The organism is Pseudomonas sp. D3-10, from assembly GCF_051132175.1.
GTDB lineage: Bacteria > Pseudomonadota > Gammaproteobacteria > Pseudomonadales > Pseudomonadaceae > Aquipseudomonas.
In genome coordinates this window covers 4,742,715-4,756,768 of record NZ_CP071668.1, presented here as the reverse complement: position 1 = coordinate 4,756,768, position 14,054 = coordinate 4,742,715, and the positions used below count along the sequence as shown (strand labels likewise).

Here is a 14,054-nt window from a genome sequence, read left to right as displayed (position 1 = left end):
GTTGTCCTATAGACAATACAGAACGTTAGTCCACAAATGCTTGATCTGGCCGGGCGGGATGCGTACCTTTGCCCGCTTTTCCGAACTGCCACCCCTGGAGAGCGCACATGTCCGCTGATCTCGAGCATATCCGTCAAGTCATGCGAGAGGCTGACTGCCTGTACACCGAAGCTGAAGTCGAAGCGGCCATCGCCCGTGTCGGTGCGCAAATCAACGATCAATTGGCTGAAAGCAATCCGGTCGTGTTCTGCGTGATGAACGGCGGGCTGATTTTCTCCGGCAAGCTGCTGACCTATCTGAACTTCCCGCTGGAAGCTTCCTACCTGCACGCCACCCGTTATCGCAACGAGACCAGCGGCGGCGACCTGTTCTGGAAAGCCAAGCCGGAAGTCTCGTTCATAGACCGTGACGTGCTGATCATCGACGACATCCTGGATGAAGGGCATACCCTGGGCGCGATCATCGATTTCTGCAAACACGCTGGCGCCCGCGCGGTGCACACCGCCGTGCTGATCGACAAGGACCACGACCGCAAGGCCCGTCCTGACCTGAAGGCCGATTTTGTCGGCCTGCCGTGCATCGACCGCTACATCTTCGGCTACGGCATGGACTATAAAGGCTACTGGCGCAACGCCAATGGCATTTTCGCCGTCAAGGGGATGTAATCGGATGACTGGCCCTGCCTTCCTGGATCAAGCCTTGTTCGATGAGCTGGCCGAGAAGGCCGGGGCCAGTGCGCGTGGGCGCCAACACCACAATTTCCACCAGATGGATGAGCCTTGCCACCGCATGGCGGTGGGTTTGCAGCCCTCGACCTACATCCCGCCGCATCGCCACCTGAGCGCCGACAAGGCTGAAACCTTACTGGTGCTCAAAGGCCGCCTCGGTGTGTTGATCTTCGATGAAACCGGAACCGTGACCGGCAAGCGCATCCTGCAGGCCGGTGGCGATTGCCTCGGTGTCGATCTGCCGGCCGGTGTCTACCATGGCCTGGTGGTACTGGAGGCTGACAGCCTGATGTTCGAATGCAAAGCCGGCCCCTACCGGCCGGTGGGCGACGGCGAACTGGCCCCTTGGGCGCCCCGCGAAGGCGAGCCCGGCGTTGCGCAATACCAGGCCTGGATGCGCGCTCAATTCGACTAATATCGATGGCGATCGCGCTTTTATGAGGCCCGCGCTGATAGCCTGTGCCGCGAATGAATTGTCCGGGTCGCTTATTTTTTCGATGAATGCTAGCGTGCCCGGCCAAGCCTCCGGAGCCTGTCATGAGTGTATCGATCCGCCGCTGCGCCACTTTGCTGTTGCTAACTAGCTTGCCCTTGATGGCCGTGGCCGCGCCGATGCACAGTCAGTTCTTGCCGCCGGATGACCTCGTGGCGCGCCAGGAGCAGCCTGAACAGCAGCAGTTGCTGCAAGTCACCGAATACTCGGTGGTACTGGGCAACCAGCGCCCTTCCAACCAGCAGCCGATCCCGGTCACCTCACCATTGATGGTGCGCCTCAAAGGCAAACCGTTGAACAAGGGCGCGACCATCAGCCACGTGATTCTCAATTTCGACGGGGAAAGCAAAAGCCTGAAGAAACCGGCGTACGACGAGGCGAGCAAGACCTTGACCTTGTCTTATCCACAGGCTCAGTACCGGGTGGTCATCGACCTGTTGCGCAATGACACGGTGTACGTGCAATTCCTCAGCTACGCCAACGGCCATATCTGGGCCGATCTGCACACCGGCACCGCACGCCCGCGTTGAGCCGCAACGCCCGCCGGGGGTAAACTGCCCGCCCCGTGAATTGTGCGAGTTGGAGCCGGCAATGCGTAAAGACAAGAAACAAGTGATTGGTGACGAGATTGGCGACGAACAGATCAAGCTGTTCCTCAATTTTGAACCGGTCGATGCTACGTCGCCGTCGCTGCACAAACTGATCAAGGCCTACCGTGGGCTGCGTGTCGACGACTTCGAGCGTTTCCTGGTGTTTTTCGTCGAGGCGGGCTACGACCTCGATGGCAAGGACGAACATGGCAATGATTTCGTTGCGCTGAACAAGGACCAGCGCAACGCCGAGGAATACATCGAGTTGATCAACAAGGCGCGTGGCTGATAGGCCGAGGGCCTGCCTGGCAGGTCAGCGGGAGCAAGCTCCCTCGCCACGAAAAGCTTCAAAAAAAAAGCCCCGCCCTCATGGAGAGCGGGGCTTTTTTTAGCCGACCGAATCAAGCGTAGCTTTGGGTCTCGCTGCTTTCTTCAACCAGTTCCAACGCAATGTTGTTCTGCGCATTGATCTTGCGATACAGCGCGGCATCGGTTTCCAGTACTTTTTCCCGGGCTGGGAAGATTTCCGCGAGCTTGGTGGCCCACTCGCCCTTGGCTTTTTCCGGGAAGCAACGCTCGATCAGTTCCAGCATGATCGAAACGGTGACCGAGGCGCCTGGCGAAGCGCCGAGCAGGGCGGCGAGGGTTCCGTCCTTGGCCGCCACCAGTTCGGTGCCGAATTGCAGTACGCCGCCTTTCTTCGGGTCTTTCTTGATGATCTGCACCCGCTGGCCGGCCACTTCCAGGCGCCAGTCCTCGGCTTTCGCCTCGGGGTAGAAGCGGCGCAGCGATTCCAGGCGCTGCTCCATGGACTGCATCACTTCGCTGATCAGGTACTTGGTCAGGTCCATGTTGTCCCGGGCCACGGCCAGCATCGGGCCGATGTTGCCGGCGCGTACCGACATCGGCAGATCCATCAGCGAGCCGTGCTTGAGGAACTTGGTGGTGAAACCGGCGTAAGGCCCGAACAGCAGGGACTTCTTGCCGTCGACCACGCGGGTGTCCAGGTGCGGCACCGACATCGGTGGCGAGCCCACGGCGGCCTGGCTGTAGACCTTGGCCTGGTGGTGCTTGACCACTTCCGGGTTGTCACAACGCAGCCACTGGCCGCTGACCGGGAAACCACCGAAGCCCTTGCTTTCTTCGATACCCGACGCTTGCAACAGCGGCAACGCGGCGCCACCGGCACCGAGGAAGACGAACTTGGCGTCGACTTCGCGGGTGCTGCCGGAATTGACGTCCTTGATGCTCACGGTCCAGCCGTCACCTTTGCGCTTGAGGCCGGTGACGCGCTTGCAGTATTTGATCTGAGTGTCCGGCGCGCTGCCCAGGTGCTTGAGCAACTGGTTGGTCAAGGCGCCGAAGTTGACGTCGGTCCCGTTCATGACGCGGGTGGCGGCGATGACTTCATCGGCCGGCCGGCCTGGCATCATCAGGGGCATCCACTCGGCCATCTGGTCGCGATCTTCGGTGTATTCCATGTCGGCGAAGGCGTGATGCTGGCTCATCAGTTCGAAGCGCTTCTTCAAGAACTCCACGCCTTTTTCACCCTGTACGAAACTCAGGTGCGGCACCGGGGCAATGAAGGATTTCGACGAGCCGAACGTGCCCTTTTTAGTCAGGTACGTCCAGAACTGCTTCGACACCTCGAACTGGGTGTTGATGTGCACGGCTTTCTTGATGTCGACAGTGCCATCGGCGGCCTGGGGCGTGTAGTTCAGCTCACACAGCCCGGCATGACCGGTACCGGCGTTGTTCCAGGGGTTGGAACTCTCCGCGGCACCCGAGTCCATCAGCTCGACGACTTCCAGGGAAATCGCCGGGTCGAGCTCTTTGAGCAGTACGGCCAGGGTGGCACTCATGATGCCGGCCCCTACCAGAACTACATCAACTGCTTCGTTATGCGCCATTTAACGCGTCTCCAAAATCTGCAGCACCAAATTGTCGGCATAGCGGCCAGGAAGCGGGGCAGGTCAGTTGCGCCCCAGGTATCCATGGCCAGGAATCGCCATGTCCGAATCTTCGCAATTTTTCGCACTCTTGCGGATGCATGCAGCCTGGCCTCTAGAGTCCCATGAACTCATTTAAGCGCAGGGCAAGCAATTCGACTTATGGCCGAGACATCCGTTCGTGCAACCAAATCCGTAGCGGACAGGCTTCAGGCGGCGGTTCTTGAGCGATATCCGGTCCTGTGTCGTTGGGCTGTTCCAGACGCTGATGGTGCTTGTTCAGACGCAAAACTCTTCATTTGCTCGCCACACTCTTGTGAAGTTGTGAAAACCCGTTTTTTCACGCTCTTTTGAAGACGTGAACCTCAAAAAAGGGCTGTCCCAGCCTGGCACCGGGCCCGGTTTGGTTGCCCCCATGCAATACATGACAGGCAAAACGGGCAGACAGCTCAGTGACCGAGCGTAATGACAGCTCTGCAGATTCGCGAAAAGCGGTGATTTGCCAGGGAAACAGCAAGCGCGCCAGCTTCACTCGATCTGTGTGGGCGGCTCTCTGTGGGCGGTGCGGGGTGCCAATACAAGCGCATTAGCGGCGTTGCGAGGCCCGATCAGGAGACGTCCTTATAATCGGGGGGAGATTGTAACGAAGAAACGCTCGGAAATGGTCGTGTTTTATGACTTTTATTAGCCTTGCGGTCAGAAGGCCAACAGCTGGCGGTTACGTACGCGAGTGCGAGGCGGTTGTACCAGGGCACTGGCAGGCAAGGGCTGGTGCAGCCAGTTGAGGCGGATCTCTTCGATTTCCACCCAGCCATCGCCCATGGGCTGCAGGCTGCACTGCTTGAATGCCTGGCAGCGGCCGGTACGGTCCAGCAGGGCGAAGCAACGATGATGCGGGCGCGGGGTAAACAGGGAGATGAGAAAACGCATGGTCAGGTACCGTGTCCGGGGAGCTTGGGGACAGCCTGACAGCCGGCCATGACACCCTGGTGTAAGGACCGTGACAACGGGGTGACAGGAACCGCCTATCCGGGCCCGTGTCAGACATTTCAGTATTCATCGAAGGCGCTGGTTCGCCGCGATGGCGCACCGCTATACTGCCGGCCTGTCTGTGCCCGATTCTGGAGAGAAGAGCATGTTGCAACGCCTGTTGTTCGGTTTGATCGCAGTGACCAGTCTGACCCTCGTCGGCTGTGCCCACAGCCCGCAACAACTTAACCCGGAGCCCAAGCTCAACGCCCAACTGGCGCCGGTGGGTCGCGGCCAGCCGGTGGTGGTCCGTGTCGTGGACGGTCGTCCGTCGCCGACCCTCGGCACCCGGGGTGGCTTGTACCCGGAAACCAGCGTGATCACGGTGCAGGGTGCGCAAATCCTGCCTAAATTGCAGGCCCAGGCCGAGGCGGCCGTGCGTTTGCTGGGCTTCACCCCCACCGCCAATGCAATGAATGCCCCGCAACTGACCGTGACCCTGGCGGAACTGAAATACCAGTCGCCCAAGGAAGGCATGTACGTGACCGAGGCGACGATTGGCGCGACCTTCCGCTCTGACGTGCAGAACGCCAATCGTCGCTACAGCGGTCGTTATGGCGCTTCGCTGGACCAACGCTTCGGCATGGCGCCCAACCAGGACACCAATACCAAGCTGGTCAGCGATGTATTGAGTGATGCCCTGACCCGTCTGTTCAAGGACCCGACCATCGGTCAGGTGTTGGCAGAGTAACGACTGAAGACCCGTATCCCCTGTGGGAGCGAGCAACCTCGCTCCCACAGGGGTTTTTTATGGGCGATAAATTCACGCCGCCTGGGAATAGAGCTCCAGCACGCTGATCCCGGTCAGCAGGTCCGTCTCCGGCAGATCGGCATGTGAATGGCCGCCGAGGGCGCAATACACCAGCCAGTGCCGGTCCTGCACGTTGAAGGACAGGCTGTCGACGAGGTTCTGTTGTTCGTCGCTCGGGCTGATGAGATAGAGGCGATCCTGGTTTTCGGCGTGCAGCATGACGGGTTCCGTGCGGGTTTGGAGGGCGACAGGGTGGCCTATCCATATGACGAAACCGTTACCGATGAAATTAATCCGCAAACACGCTCGCCCAAAAGCACCCAACCTTGCGAGGCATCGTTACCGGTCGGAAAAACCGACGCAGCACGCCAGGCTTTCGGTAGAATCCGCGCCCTGTTCGTAGGTCCCGGGCGCAAGGCGTCCGTTATTCGCTTGAGGTCTGTGATGTCGTTGCAATTGTTTTCGCTGTTCGCTGCCCACCCGGCCAAACTGATCAACCTGCTCGCGCTGCTGTTTGCCTGCCCGGGTGGCTGGGTATTGCATGCAACGCGCCGCCGCGAACAGCGAGCACGCGCCTGCCTCCAAGCGCGCAGTGGCGAAAGCAATGAACGATTCGAAGCCCTGCTGGACCTGGCCACCCAGCGCATGAACCGGTTTTTCTACCGGTTCGGCTTTGCCTGCCTGGGCGTCGCGCTGCTGATGTCCTGGATCAGCACGCAGCTCTGAGCGCAGCAGCTTCAGTGTCGAGGGAGCAAGCCCCCTCGCCATTAAAGCCGCTAAGCAATCACTGCTTTAAAGCGGCAACCCCGCCTTGACCCGATACTGATTACGCACCGGCGTTGCATATTGCAGCACCAGGAATGGCCGCTGTTCCGCCGGGCACGCATCCAACCGACGCTGCCATTCTTCCTGAGCCTTCGCCAGTTCTTCGGCACCGAACACTTCAGCCGCCGTCGGCACCTGCAGCTGCGGGTCGGCATCGGTCCATTGGGCGTAGGCCAGGTAGTGCACGGGGAACAGGCGGTAACCGCCGAGAATCTGCCGGTCCATCTCCGCTGCCAACTGCTTGGTGTCCTCGAACAGCTCTGTAATCGGCGCGGAGAAGTTCACGTGGACCCGGCCTTTGTAGCCGGTGATGCCCTTGGCGATGCTGACGTCGTCCTCGCCTGGTGCCTTGGTGTAGGTCCCGGTGGTGGCGCGAATGTAAAGCTCCCGGGCCTTGGCCTGGTCGCACGGATCATATTCGTAGCTGATCGACACCGGCGTGAGGTTCAGCGAGCGGATGACCTCGCCGAACGGCTCGTCCTTGCGGCTCATGTGGAACATCTTGAGGATCGCCGATTCGGTCCGGTCATCGCCGTCCTTGGCTCGGCCCTCGGCCTGGGCGATCCAGATCGAGGCGCAATCGTTGCGGATCGAGTGATTGATGTACGCCGACAGCAACTGGTACGCCGCCATTTTTTCCCGGCGACCGCTGATGGAACGGTGCACGATAAAACTCTTGTTCAAGCGCATCAGGTCGCTGACAAACGGCTTTTGCAGCAGGTTGTCGCCGATGGCGATGCGCGGGGTCGGCAGGCCCGCGTGGTAGACGGCGTAATTGACGAATGCCGGGTCCATCACGATATCGCGGTGGTTGGCGATGAACAGGTACGCGTTGCCGGACTTGAACTGCTCCACCCCCGTGTAGGTCACGCCATCGGTGGCGCGTTCGATGGTGTGGTCGACATAGAACTCCACTTTGTCCTGCAACGTGGCGACCGATGTCACACCGGCGAACTCTCGACGCAGCTTCTGCGCTATAAGGGGTTTGAGCATCCAGCCGAAAGCACCGGCCAGGCGCGGGAAGCGGAAGTGGGTGAGGATATCTAGAAACGCCTTATCGCTGAGCAGCCGTGCCAGCACCGCTGGGACTTCACTGTCGTCGTAAGGTCGGATGGCATCGAATTCGCCCATCATGCTCTCTTGTTGGAAACGGCTAGGGTAAGTAAAGGTTCGATAAATAGCGCCAGGGCACGGCCAGGAAGACAGTCCAGGCAACAATAGCCCTGCAAATAGACCGGCGATTATACGCACAAGTCACTCGGGAGACCGCGATGCTGGAAGCTGCTGAATATGAATGTCCATATTGTGGAGAAGAGGTCGAGACTTCATTGGATCTTTCCGGTGGCGACCAGACCTATATCGAGGATTGCCAGGTCTGTTGCCGGCCGATCACTTTCGTACTACAGGTACACGATGAAGAATGGCACCTCGAGGTCTTCAGCGAAAACGAATGAGGGGCGGCCATGCAGCGAATCTACGAACTGGAAAACCTGATGGAAGGCGAATTGCTGCAAGGCATGCTCGCCAGCGAAGGCATCACCGCGCATCTGGTGGGACGTGACCTGGTGGGGGGCGCAGGGGAATTGCCGATGCATGGCTTGCTGGGGCTGGCGGTGGACGATGAACAGGCGCAATACGCCCAGGAACTGATCGCCGCCTACAATGCCGCGCTGCCGGTGCCCGGCGATGAGCCGGACAGTTACCCCGGAACGCTGGTCTGTTAGGCTCTGTACGAAATGTATCCGCACTCACCCATACTGCGTTGAAACGGGGCTCGGAATGCTCATGTACTCCAGTACACTGCGCTTCCTCGCCCCGTTTCGCCTTGTCTGGCCTTCGCGCGAACACATTTCGTACAGACCCTAGGCTGGCCGCCGTTTGATAGGAGAGTCGTGTTACCCCATGTGTGGACGTTATGCCCTGTTTCGCTGGAACCCCGCCTTTGCGGCCTTGCCTGGCTTCCCTGCCGACCAGAAGGCCCAATGGAACATATCGCCCAATGATTCGGTTCTGATGCTGCGGGCTGGCGCCGATGGCCAGCGCGAATTGGCCCGCGCCCGTTGGGGGCTTACGCCGCCGTGGCTGACGGACCTGTCCCGGACCCCGGCCCATGCTCGGGCCGAAACCGTCGCCGAGCAACCGATGTTCCGCGAGGCCCTGCGGTTGCGTCGGTGTCTGCTGCCGGCCAACGGGTTCTACGAATGGCGCGGTGGTTCGCGTAAACGCCCCTATTGGCTGACGCCGGGGGAAGGTTCGTCGCTGTTTTTTGCGGCGATCTGGGAAGCGTATCCGGTGCAGGAACAGGTGTGGTTGAGCACCGCCGTCATCACCCAGCCGGCGGCCGGTCAGCGGCGTCCGTTGATTCTGGATGAAGAAGGCCAACGGTTGTGGCTCGACCCCGAGACACCCTTGCATGCCTTGCAAGGGCTACTGGCGAGCGAGCCTGCGCAACTGCGCGAGCGGGTGCTGGCCAACATGGTCAACGACCCGAAACTCAATGGGCCGGAGTGCCTGACGCCGGCTTGAGGTTTGTGATGGCTGTGCAGGCCTCATTGCGAGCTTGCTCGCAATGAGGTGCTTGGGTCAGACCCTGAACTGATTGATCAACCGCCGCTGCTGCTCCGCCAACTTGGTCAGCCCGGCACTGGCCGCGCTCGACTCGTCGGCGCCGCTGGCCACTTCGTTCGCCACTTGGCCGATGTTGATCACGTTGCGGTTGATGTCATCAGCTACAGCGCTTTGCTCCTCGGCGGCGCTGGCGATCTGGGTGTTCATGTCGTTGATGACCGACACCGCCTGGGTAATCGTCTCCAGCGCCTGGGCTGCCTTGGCTGCGTGCTGCACGCTTTCATCGGTGCGGTGCTGGCTGTCTTCCATGACGCGCACGACATCGCGGGTGCCCTGTTGCAACTGCTGGATCATCGACTGGATTTCTTCCGTGGCCTGCTGCGTCTTCTGCGCGAGGTTGCGCACCTCATCGGCGACCACCGCAAAACCTCGACCTTGTTCACCGGCCCGAGCCGCTTCGATGGCCGCGTTGAGGGCCAACAGGTTGGTCTGCTCGGCGATCCCGCGGATGGCCGTGAGGATCGCGTTGATGTTCTCGCTGTCCTTGGCCAGGGTTTGCACCACGCCCACGGCCTTGCCGATTTCCACGGCCAGCGCGCCAATGGAGGTGGAGGTGTCGCGTACGATCTGCATGCCCTGGCTGGCGGCCTGGTCGGCGTGACTGGCGGCTTGGGCGGCCTGGGTCGCATTGCGGGCCACGTCCTGGGCGGTGGCAGTCATTTCATGCACGGCGGTGGCGACCTGATCGATCTCCGACATCTGCTTGTGCACGCCCTGGTTGGTGCGGATCGCGATGTCGGCGGTGTGCTCCGACGAATCGCTGACACTCTGCACCGAGGTCACCACTTGGGTAATCATCCCCTGCAATTTGCCGAGGAACGTGTTGAAGCCCTTGGCGATGGCGCCCAGTTCATCGGCGCGGTCGCTGGTCAATCGGCGAGTCAGGTCGCCCTCGCCCTGGGCGATGTCATCGAGCATCGCCACCATTTGCTTGAGCGGCCGGGCGATGCCGTGGCCCACCAGCCAGATCACCAGCAGGCCGATGGCGGCAATCGCCAGGCCGACCATGGCCATGCCGAAAATGTCGGTCTCGCGCTGATCGTCGAGGTCCTTCTGCAAGGCTTGCAGATCTGCCATCACCGCGTTCAACGGCAGTTGCATCATCAGCGTCCAGCGAGCGCTGGTCTCGCCGATGCCGAACGGCATGTACACCTCGATGTGACCGTGGGCTTCGTCGACGTCGTAACGCACTTCGCCAGCGCCGAGCTTGGCCAGGTTGTCCAGCTCGTTGGCGTCCAGCAGGTCGCTGGCTTTTTCCCCGAGCTTGCTTGGGTCCTTGGTGAAGGCCACCAGGCGATTGTTGCTGGCGAGCAAGGCCATTTCCCCGGCGCCGTCGTACAGCTTGGCGTCAGCGGCAACGAGCATGTCCTGGATGAAGTTCACCGACAGGTCGGCGCCGACGATGCCCTGGAATTTGCCATCGACGAGGATCGGTTCGATGAAGGAGGCCAGCATGGTCATGGTGCTGCCGACGCGGTAGGGCGCCGGGTCGATCACGCAGGCCTTCCTGCTGTCCTGGGAGCACAGGTAGTATTCGCTGGCACGAATGCCGGTGGACAGCAGTTTCTGGTCAGTCACGTCGGCGAGCTTTTCCAGGCCCAAGGTGCCGTCCTGGTTGCGAAACCACCACGGCAGGAAGCGCCCATTGGTTTCCATGCCGAGCACCTGGCTGTTCACATAGTTGGCGTCGTCGTGGTCGATAGCGTTCGGTTCCCAGGCGATGTAGGCACCCAGGACCTTCGGGTTGCGCACCACGGACTCGCGCAACAGGCTGATCATCTGCTCACGGGGCATCTTCAATAACGGGTTGCCGTCCGTGCCGTTCATGCCCATCAGGGCGTTAGTCGTCGCCAGTCCTCGGGCAAGCAACAGCGGTGCTTCAAGCTCGCGTTGGATCAGGCTGGCCTGGGTGCGGGCGAGCGCACTGAGGCGTTGTTCGATGAGTTGCTCGAATTGCGCCTTGGTCCGTTGTTGCACCATTTCCTGGGTACGGGCGCCGGCGAACAATGCGTACAGCACCAGGGCACCAACAACGCTGAGGACGATGGCACCGGCCAGGGCGGCAACGGAAAACTGGATCGATTTGAATTTCATAATGGCTCCGGACCCGGAAATGACGTCTGGTATCTGTATCGGCATTTCCGTGGGCGGGCATGAGGCGCTGTTCGTCGGGTGACTGTATTGGTTAGGTGGGAGTCGTAAAAGGATGAGTGGGACCTGTCCGAAAAAACTGTAATCGCTCGCTGTGTATCTGGCGCCGATACAAATCAAAGCCTAGGATACGCCCACGATTCCATGGAGCTTCTTTTGTATGAACAAGACTTTGATGGTGAGCGCTCTGGGCGCGGCTCTGCTGCTCGCCGGTTGCCAGTCAGTCAACACCACCAGCGGCGGAGCCGTGGGCGTGGAGCGCAAGCAGTACATGTTCAGCATGCTGTCGACCGCCGAGGTCAACCAGATGTATGCCCAGTCCTATCAGAAGACGTTGGGTGAGGCGAGTGCGCAAGGTGCCCTGGACAAGACCAGTAGCGACGCCAAGCGCCTTCAGGTCATTGCTGATCGTTTGATCGCCCAGGCGCCTGTGTTCCGTCCGGATTCGGCGCAGTGGAACTGGGAAGTGAACCTGATCAAGAGCGATGAACTCAACGCCAACTGTGGTCCCGGCGGCAAGATCATGTTCTACACCGGCCTGATCGACAAACTGAAGCTGACCGACGCTGAAATCGCCGCGATCATGGGCCATGAAATCGCTCACGCCTTGCGCGAGCACGGCCGTGAAGCCATGTCCAAGGCTTATGGCATCGAAATGGCCAAGCAGGGTGCCGGTGCGATATTCGGCCTGGGCCAGGATAGCCTGGCGTTGGCCGACACGGTTGCCAACTATGGCATGACCCTGCCTAACAGCCGTGGCAACGAGAACGAAGCCGACCTGATCGGCCTGGAGCTGGCCGCCCGCGCCGGCTACGACCCGAACGCCGCGATCACCTTGTGGAACAAGATGGCCAAGGCTTCGGAAGGGGCACCACCGGAATTCATGAGCACCCACCCGTCCTCGAGCAGCCGGATCGCCTCGTTGCAGGCGGCGATTCCGAAGGTGATGCCGCTTTATCAGCAAGCCAAGAAGTAACCACCGTCATGTGGTGAAGTTTTTTTTGTGGCGAGGGAGCAAGCTCCCTCGCCACAACAGCCTCAAACCCACCCACTGCTCTGCATCGCCTTGTACACCGCAACGATCGCCAGGATGAAAAACGCCGAGGCGGCCAGGCGGCGGATGAGGGCCAGGGGCAGTTTCTCGGCGGCAAAGTTGCCAGCCAGTACCACCGGCACGTTGGCAATCAACATGCCCACGGTGGTGCCAATGATCACCAGCCACAGTTCCGGGTATTGCGCGGCGAGCATCACCGTCGCGATCTGGGTCTTGTCACCGATTTCCGCCAGGAAAAACGCGATCAGCGTGGTCAGGAAGGGGCCGAACTTGCGGGCCGTATTCGCCTCTTCATCGTCGAGCTTGTCCGGCACCAGGGTCCAAAGGGCCGTGGCCGCGAAGCTTGCCGCCAATATCCAGTGCAACACCGCATCGGAAAAGAACCCGCTGACCCAGGCTCCTACCGCGCCCGCGGCCGCATGGTTGGCCAGGGTCGCGGCGACGATGCCAGCGATGATCGGCCACGGCTTGCGAAAGCGAGCAGCGAGGATAAGCGCAAGCAGTTGCGTCTTGTCGCCGATTTCGGCCAGTGCAACGATGGCGGTGGGAACAAGGAAAGAGTCCAGCATCAGGTAATTCCTAAGAGGGGCGGGTCGACACGGCTATGACACGTACAGCCTTCCCGCCCCGGGTAAGGTGTGCGTGTCATAGGTCTTGTCAAACCCAGCGACCATCTGCGTGGACGCTTGGGCCGCATACGCCATGGTCTGCTGACCAAGTATGTTGACGTATGCCGGGCGAGCAGGGCGCTCGCGGGAGACTACTCCCCTAGGACGGTGCGGATTCTGCCTAGGCAAATCCGATTGGGCAAGCGCTGTTTCTCAAAACGCTTCAGCCGCGCTTGGCCCGGTAGATGCGAAAGCCTTGGCCCTCGGCCTTGATCGCGCAGGGGCCCAGGTGCTCTTCGATCAGCGGCTGATACTTGAGGAAACTGTTCGCAACCAGGCGCAGTTCGCCGCCGTTTTTCAGATGTTTGGCCGCTTTTCGCAACAGGTTTTCGGTCGCGTGGTAGTCGGTGTGTACGCCGACGTGGAACGGCGGGTTGCTCAGAATCGCGTTCAGGCCCATGGGCGCGGCGTCGATCCCGTCACCCGTCAGCACTTCGGCTTCCAGGCCATTGGCGGCCAGCGTCAATCGACTGCTGGCGGCGGCGAAGGCATCCACGTCCAGTAGCGTCACGGTGTTATGGGGATAGCGCCGCTTGACCGCCGCCCCCAGCACGCCGGCGCCGCAGCCGAAGTCCAGCAGGTGGCCGCTGGGCAGCTTGTCAAGATGCTCCAGCAACAGCGCGCTGCCGCGATCAAGGCGGCCGTGACTGAAGACTCCCGGCAAACTGATGACCTTGAGCGGGCCCTCGACCAGTGGCAATTCATAGGTTTGCGCGAGGCTTTCCAGCGGCTTGGCTTCAGGGACGTTGGCGACGGTGACCTGCCACAGTTGGCAATGCCGTGCGCTGTCGAGCTTGCGCGGCTTGCCAAAGGGGTTGAGCTGCTTGGAAGCGCCTTCGATGCCGCTGCGCTTTTCCCCCACCAGATACACCTCGCGCCCAGCCAGGCGCGCGGCAACGGCGTTGAGGATGTAGTCGGTCAGGTCCTTGGCCTTGGGCAGGAAGACCACGGCAGCGTCGAACGAAAGTTCGGGTACATTCACGCCAAAATGGCTGCGCCCTGGGAAGCGGGCATCCAGGGCCGCCTGGTCGCCGGCATGCCAGCACCAGCCATGGGCCTCGGGCAAGCGGCCAAGCAGGTCGTCGGCTGGGAGCCCGGCCAGCAGGACCGGACCCTGGAATAACTCGGCCTGACGAAGCAGTACTTCACTGCGCGGATCCATGGTCTGCTCCTTGTTAAAAAGTGCGG

17 protein-coding genes and 1 riboswitch are annotated in these 14,054 nt (G+C 60.8%); of the genes, 10 read left to right on the top strand and 7 right to left on the bottom strand.

Going from position 1 to position 14,054, the window contains the following annotated elements:
* The first annotated feature begins 107 nt into the window (after positions 1 to 107).
* The 4 genes from J3P90_RS21480 (at position 108) to J3P90_RS21465 (ending at position 2,100) form a co-directional block, all read left to right on the top strand.
* The gene (locus J3P90_RS21480; RefSeq protein ID WP_030138595.1) at positions 108 to 665 is read left to right on the top strand and encodes a hypoxanthine-guanine phosphoribosyltransferase; all 558 of its coding nucleotides are present in this window, start codon (positions 108 to 110) and stop codon (positions 663 to 665) included.
* A gap of 4 nt (positions 666 to 669) precedes the next feature.
* Positions 670 to 1,143 (top strand): WbuC family cupin fold metalloprotein, encoded by a 474-nt coding sequence (locus J3P90_RS21475; protein ID WP_434562357.1) that lies wholly within the window; start codon positions 670 to 672, stop codon positions 1,141 to 1,143.
* A 122-nt stretch (positions 1,144 to 1,265) separates the two neighbouring features.
* Positions 1,266 to 1,751 (top strand): hypothetical protein, encoded by a 486-nt coding sequence (locus J3P90_RS21470; RefSeq protein WP_434675370.1) that lies wholly within the window; start codon positions 1,266 to 1,268, stop codon positions 1,749 to 1,751.
* Between the two features lie 61 nt (positions 1,752 to 1,812).
* Positions 1,813 to 2,100, top strand: a complete 288-nt coding sequence (locus J3P90_RS21465) for a PA4642 family protein (protein WP_420764084.1) — start codon at positions 1,813 to 1,815, stop codon at positions 2,098 to 2,100.
* A 112-nt stretch (positions 2,101 to 2,212) separates the two neighbouring features.
* Here the strand turns inward: J3P90_RS21465 and mqo are convergent, their stop codons facing one another.
* The gene (gene mqo / locus J3P90_RS21460) at positions 2,213 to 3,721 is read right to left on the bottom strand and encodes a malate dehydrogenase (quinone) (protein ID WP_420764085.1); all 1,509 of its coding nucleotides are present in this window, start codon (positions 3,719 to 3,721) and stop codon (positions 2,213 to 2,215) included.
* A 735-nt stretch (positions 3,722 to 4,456) separates the two neighbouring features.
* Positions 4,457 to 4,690 carry a hypothetical protein gene (locus J3P90_RS21455; RefSeq protein WP_420764086.1) on the bottom strand — a complete coding sequence of 78 codons (234 nt, stop codon included), beginning with the start codon at positions 4,688 to 4,690 and terminating at the stop codon, positions 4,457 to 4,459.
* Positions 4,691 to 4,895: 205 nt separating this feature from the next.
* On the opposite strand from J3P90_RS21455, the gene J3P90_RS21450 reads away from it, so the two are divergent.
* Positions 4,896 to 5,480 carry a YajG family lipoprotein gene (locus J3P90_RS21450; RefSeq protein WP_030138601.1) on the top strand — a complete coding sequence of 195 codons (585 nt, stop codon included), beginning with the start codon at positions 4,896 to 4,898 and terminating at the stop codon, positions 5,478 to 5,480.
* A gap of 72 nt (positions 5,481 to 5,552) precedes the next feature.
* Here J3P90_RS21450 and J3P90_RS21445 read toward each other — a convergent pair whose 3' ends face one another.
* Entirely contained in the window at positions 5,553 to 5,759 is a 207-nt protein-coding gene (locus J3P90_RS21445) for a hypothetical protein (RefSeq protein WP_420764087.1), read from the bottom strand.
* A 225-nt stretch (positions 5,760 to 5,984) separates the two neighbouring features.
* Between J3P90_RS21445 and J3P90_RS21440 the strand changes: the two genes are divergently transcribed.
* A complete protein-coding gene (locus tag J3P90_RS21440; protein WP_420764088.1) occupies positions 5,985 to 6,266 on the top strand; it encodes a hypothetical protein in 282 nt (93 codons plus the stop codon).
* A gap of 66 nt (positions 6,267 to 6,332) precedes the next feature.
* Here J3P90_RS21440 and J3P90_RS21435 read toward each other — a convergent pair whose 3' ends face one another.
* The gene (locus tag J3P90_RS21435) at positions 6,333 to 7,499 is read right to left on the bottom strand and encodes a 1-acyl-sn-glycerol-3-phosphate acyltransferase (RefSeq protein WP_434609602.1); all 1,167 of its coding nucleotides are present in this window, start codon (positions 7,497 to 7,499) and stop codon (positions 6,333 to 6,335) included.
* A 137-nt stretch (positions 7,500 to 7,636) separates the two neighbouring features.
* Between J3P90_RS21435 and J3P90_RS21430 the strand changes: the two genes are divergently transcribed.
* The 3 genes from J3P90_RS21430 to J3P90_RS21420 all read left to right on the top strand — a co-directional run bounded on the left by J3P90_RS21430 (position 7,637) and on the right by J3P90_RS21420 (position 8,891).
* Positions 7,637 to 7,819, top strand: coding sequence for a CPXCG motif-containing cysteine-rich protein (locus tag J3P90_RS21430; protein WP_186612369.1), 183 nt, complete (start codon positions 7,637 to 7,639; stop codon positions 7,817 to 7,819).
* A gap of 9 nt (positions 7,820 to 7,828) precedes the next feature.
* On the top strand, positions 7,829 to 8,089 hold the full coding sequence (locus J3P90_RS21425; RefSeq protein ID WP_434609604.1) for a putative signal transducing protein: 261 nt from the start codon (positions 7,829 to 7,831) through the stop codon (positions 8,087 to 8,089).
* 178 nt (positions 8,090 to 8,267) lie between these two features.
* Complete coding sequence (locus J3P90_RS21420) at positions 8,268 to 8,891, top strand: SOS response-associated peptidase (RefSeq protein ID WP_420764091.1); 624 nt, start codon at positions 8,268 to 8,270, stop codon at positions 8,889 to 8,891.
* Between the two features lie 57 nt (positions 8,892 to 8,948).
* On the opposite strand, the gene J3P90_RS21415 is transcribed toward J3P90_RS21420, so the two are convergent.
* Positions 8,949 to 11,087: a methyl-accepting chemotaxis protein gene (locus tag J3P90_RS21415; RefSeq protein WP_434675369.1), complete on the bottom strand. Its 2,139-nt coding sequence runs from the start codon at positions 11,085 to 11,087 to the stop codon at positions 8,949 to 8,951.
* A 217-nt stretch (positions 11,088 to 11,304) separates the two neighbouring features.
* Between J3P90_RS21415 and J3P90_RS21410 the strand changes: the two genes are divergently transcribed.
* On the top strand, positions 11,305 to 12,120 hold the full coding sequence (locus tag J3P90_RS21410) for a M48 family metallopeptidase (RefSeq protein WP_420764092.1): 816 nt from the start codon (positions 11,305 to 11,307) through the stop codon (positions 12,118 to 12,120).
* Positions 12,121 to 12,182: 62 nt separating this feature from the next.
* On the opposite strand, the gene J3P90_RS21405 is transcribed toward J3P90_RS21410, so the two are convergent.
* Together J3P90_RS21405 and J3P90_RS21400 are read right to left on the bottom strand one after the other, a co-directional pair.
* Complete coding sequence (locus J3P90_RS21405) at positions 12,183 to 12,767, bottom strand: TMEM165/GDT1 family protein (RefSeq protein WP_039592168.1); 585 nt, start codon at positions 12,765 to 12,767, stop codon at positions 12,183 to 12,185.
* 90 nt (positions 12,768 to 12,857) lie between these two features.
* Positions 12,858 to 12,979: riboswitch (yybP-ykoY riboswitch) on the bottom strand.
* 50 nt (positions 12,980 to 13,029) lie between these two features.
* Entirely contained in the window at positions 13,030 to 14,028 is a 999-nt protein-coding gene (locus J3P90_RS21400; RefSeq protein WP_420764093.1) for a methyltransferase, read from the bottom strand.
* Positions 14,029 to 14,054: the final 26 nt, after the last annotated feature.

Bases quoted from the DNA above. Each gene is read 5' to 3' on its own strand.
- J3P90_RS21420 (WP_420764091.1), top strand. From the start codon at position 8,268: ATGTGTGGACGTTATGCCCTGTTTCGCTGGAACCCCGCCTTTGCGGCC.
- J3P90_RS21415 (WP_434675369.1), bottom strand. From the start codon at position 11,087: ATGAAATTCAAATCGATCCAGTTTTCCGTTGCCGCCCTGGCCGGTGCC.
- J3P90_RS21435 (WP_434609602.1), bottom strand. From the start codon at position 7,499: ATGATGGGCGAATTCGATGCCATCCGACCTTACGACGACAGTGAAGTC.
- J3P90_RS21440 (WP_420764088.1), top strand. From the start codon at position 5,985: ATGTCGTTGCAATTGTTTTCGCTGTTCGCTGCCCACCCGGCCAAACTG.
- J3P90_RS21470 (WP_434675370.1), top strand. From the start codon at position 1,266: ATGAGTGTATCGATCCGCCGCTGCGCCACTTTGCTGTTGCTAACTAGC.
- J3P90_RS21475 (WP_434562357.1), top strand. From the start codon at position 670: ATGACTGGCCCTGCCTTCCTGGATCAAGCCTTGTTCGATGAGCTGGCC.
- J3P90_RS21480 (WP_030138595.1), top strand. From the start codon at position 108: ATGTCCGCTGATCTCGAGCATATCCGTCAAGTCATGCGAGAGGCTGAC.
- J3P90_RS21465 (WP_420764084.1), top strand. From the start codon at position 1,813: ATGCGTAAAGACAAGAAACAAGTGATTGGTGACGAGATTGGCGACGAA.
- J3P90_RS21410 (WP_420764092.1), top strand. From the start codon at position 11,305: ATGAACAAGACTTTGATGGTGAGCGCTCTGGGCGCGGCTCTGCTGCTC.
- J3P90_RS21405 (WP_039592168.1), bottom strand. From the start codon at position 12,767: ATGCTGGACTCTTTCCTTGTTCCCACCGCCATCGTTGCACTGGCCGAA.
- J3P90_RS21430 (WP_186612369.1), top strand. From the start codon at position 7,637: ATGCTGGAAGCTGCTGAATATGAATGTCCATATTGTGGAGAAGAGGTC.
- J3P90_RS21400 (WP_420764093.1), bottom strand. From the start codon at position 14,028: ATGGATCCGCGCAGTGAAGTACTGCTTCGTCAGGCCGAGTTATTCCAG.
- mqo (WP_420764085.1), bottom strand. From the start codon at position 3,721: ATGGCGCATAACGAAGCAGTTGATGTAGTTCTGGTAGGGGCCGGCATC.
- J3P90_RS21425 (WP_434609604.1), top strand. From the start codon at position 7,829: ATGCAGCGAATCTACGAACTGGAAAACCTGATGGAAGGCGAATTGCTG.
- J3P90_RS21450 (WP_030138601.1), top strand. From the start codon at position 4,896: ATGTTGCAACGCCTGTTGTTCGGTTTGATCGCAGTGACCAGTCTGACC.
- J3P90_RS21455 (WP_420764086.1), bottom strand. From the start codon at position 4,690: ATGCGTTTTCTCATCTCCCTGTTTACCCCGCGCCCGCATCATCGTTGC.
- J3P90_RS21445 (WP_420764087.1), bottom strand. From the start codon at position 5,759: ATGCTGCACGCCGAAAACCAGGATCGCCTCTATCTCATCAGCCCGAGC.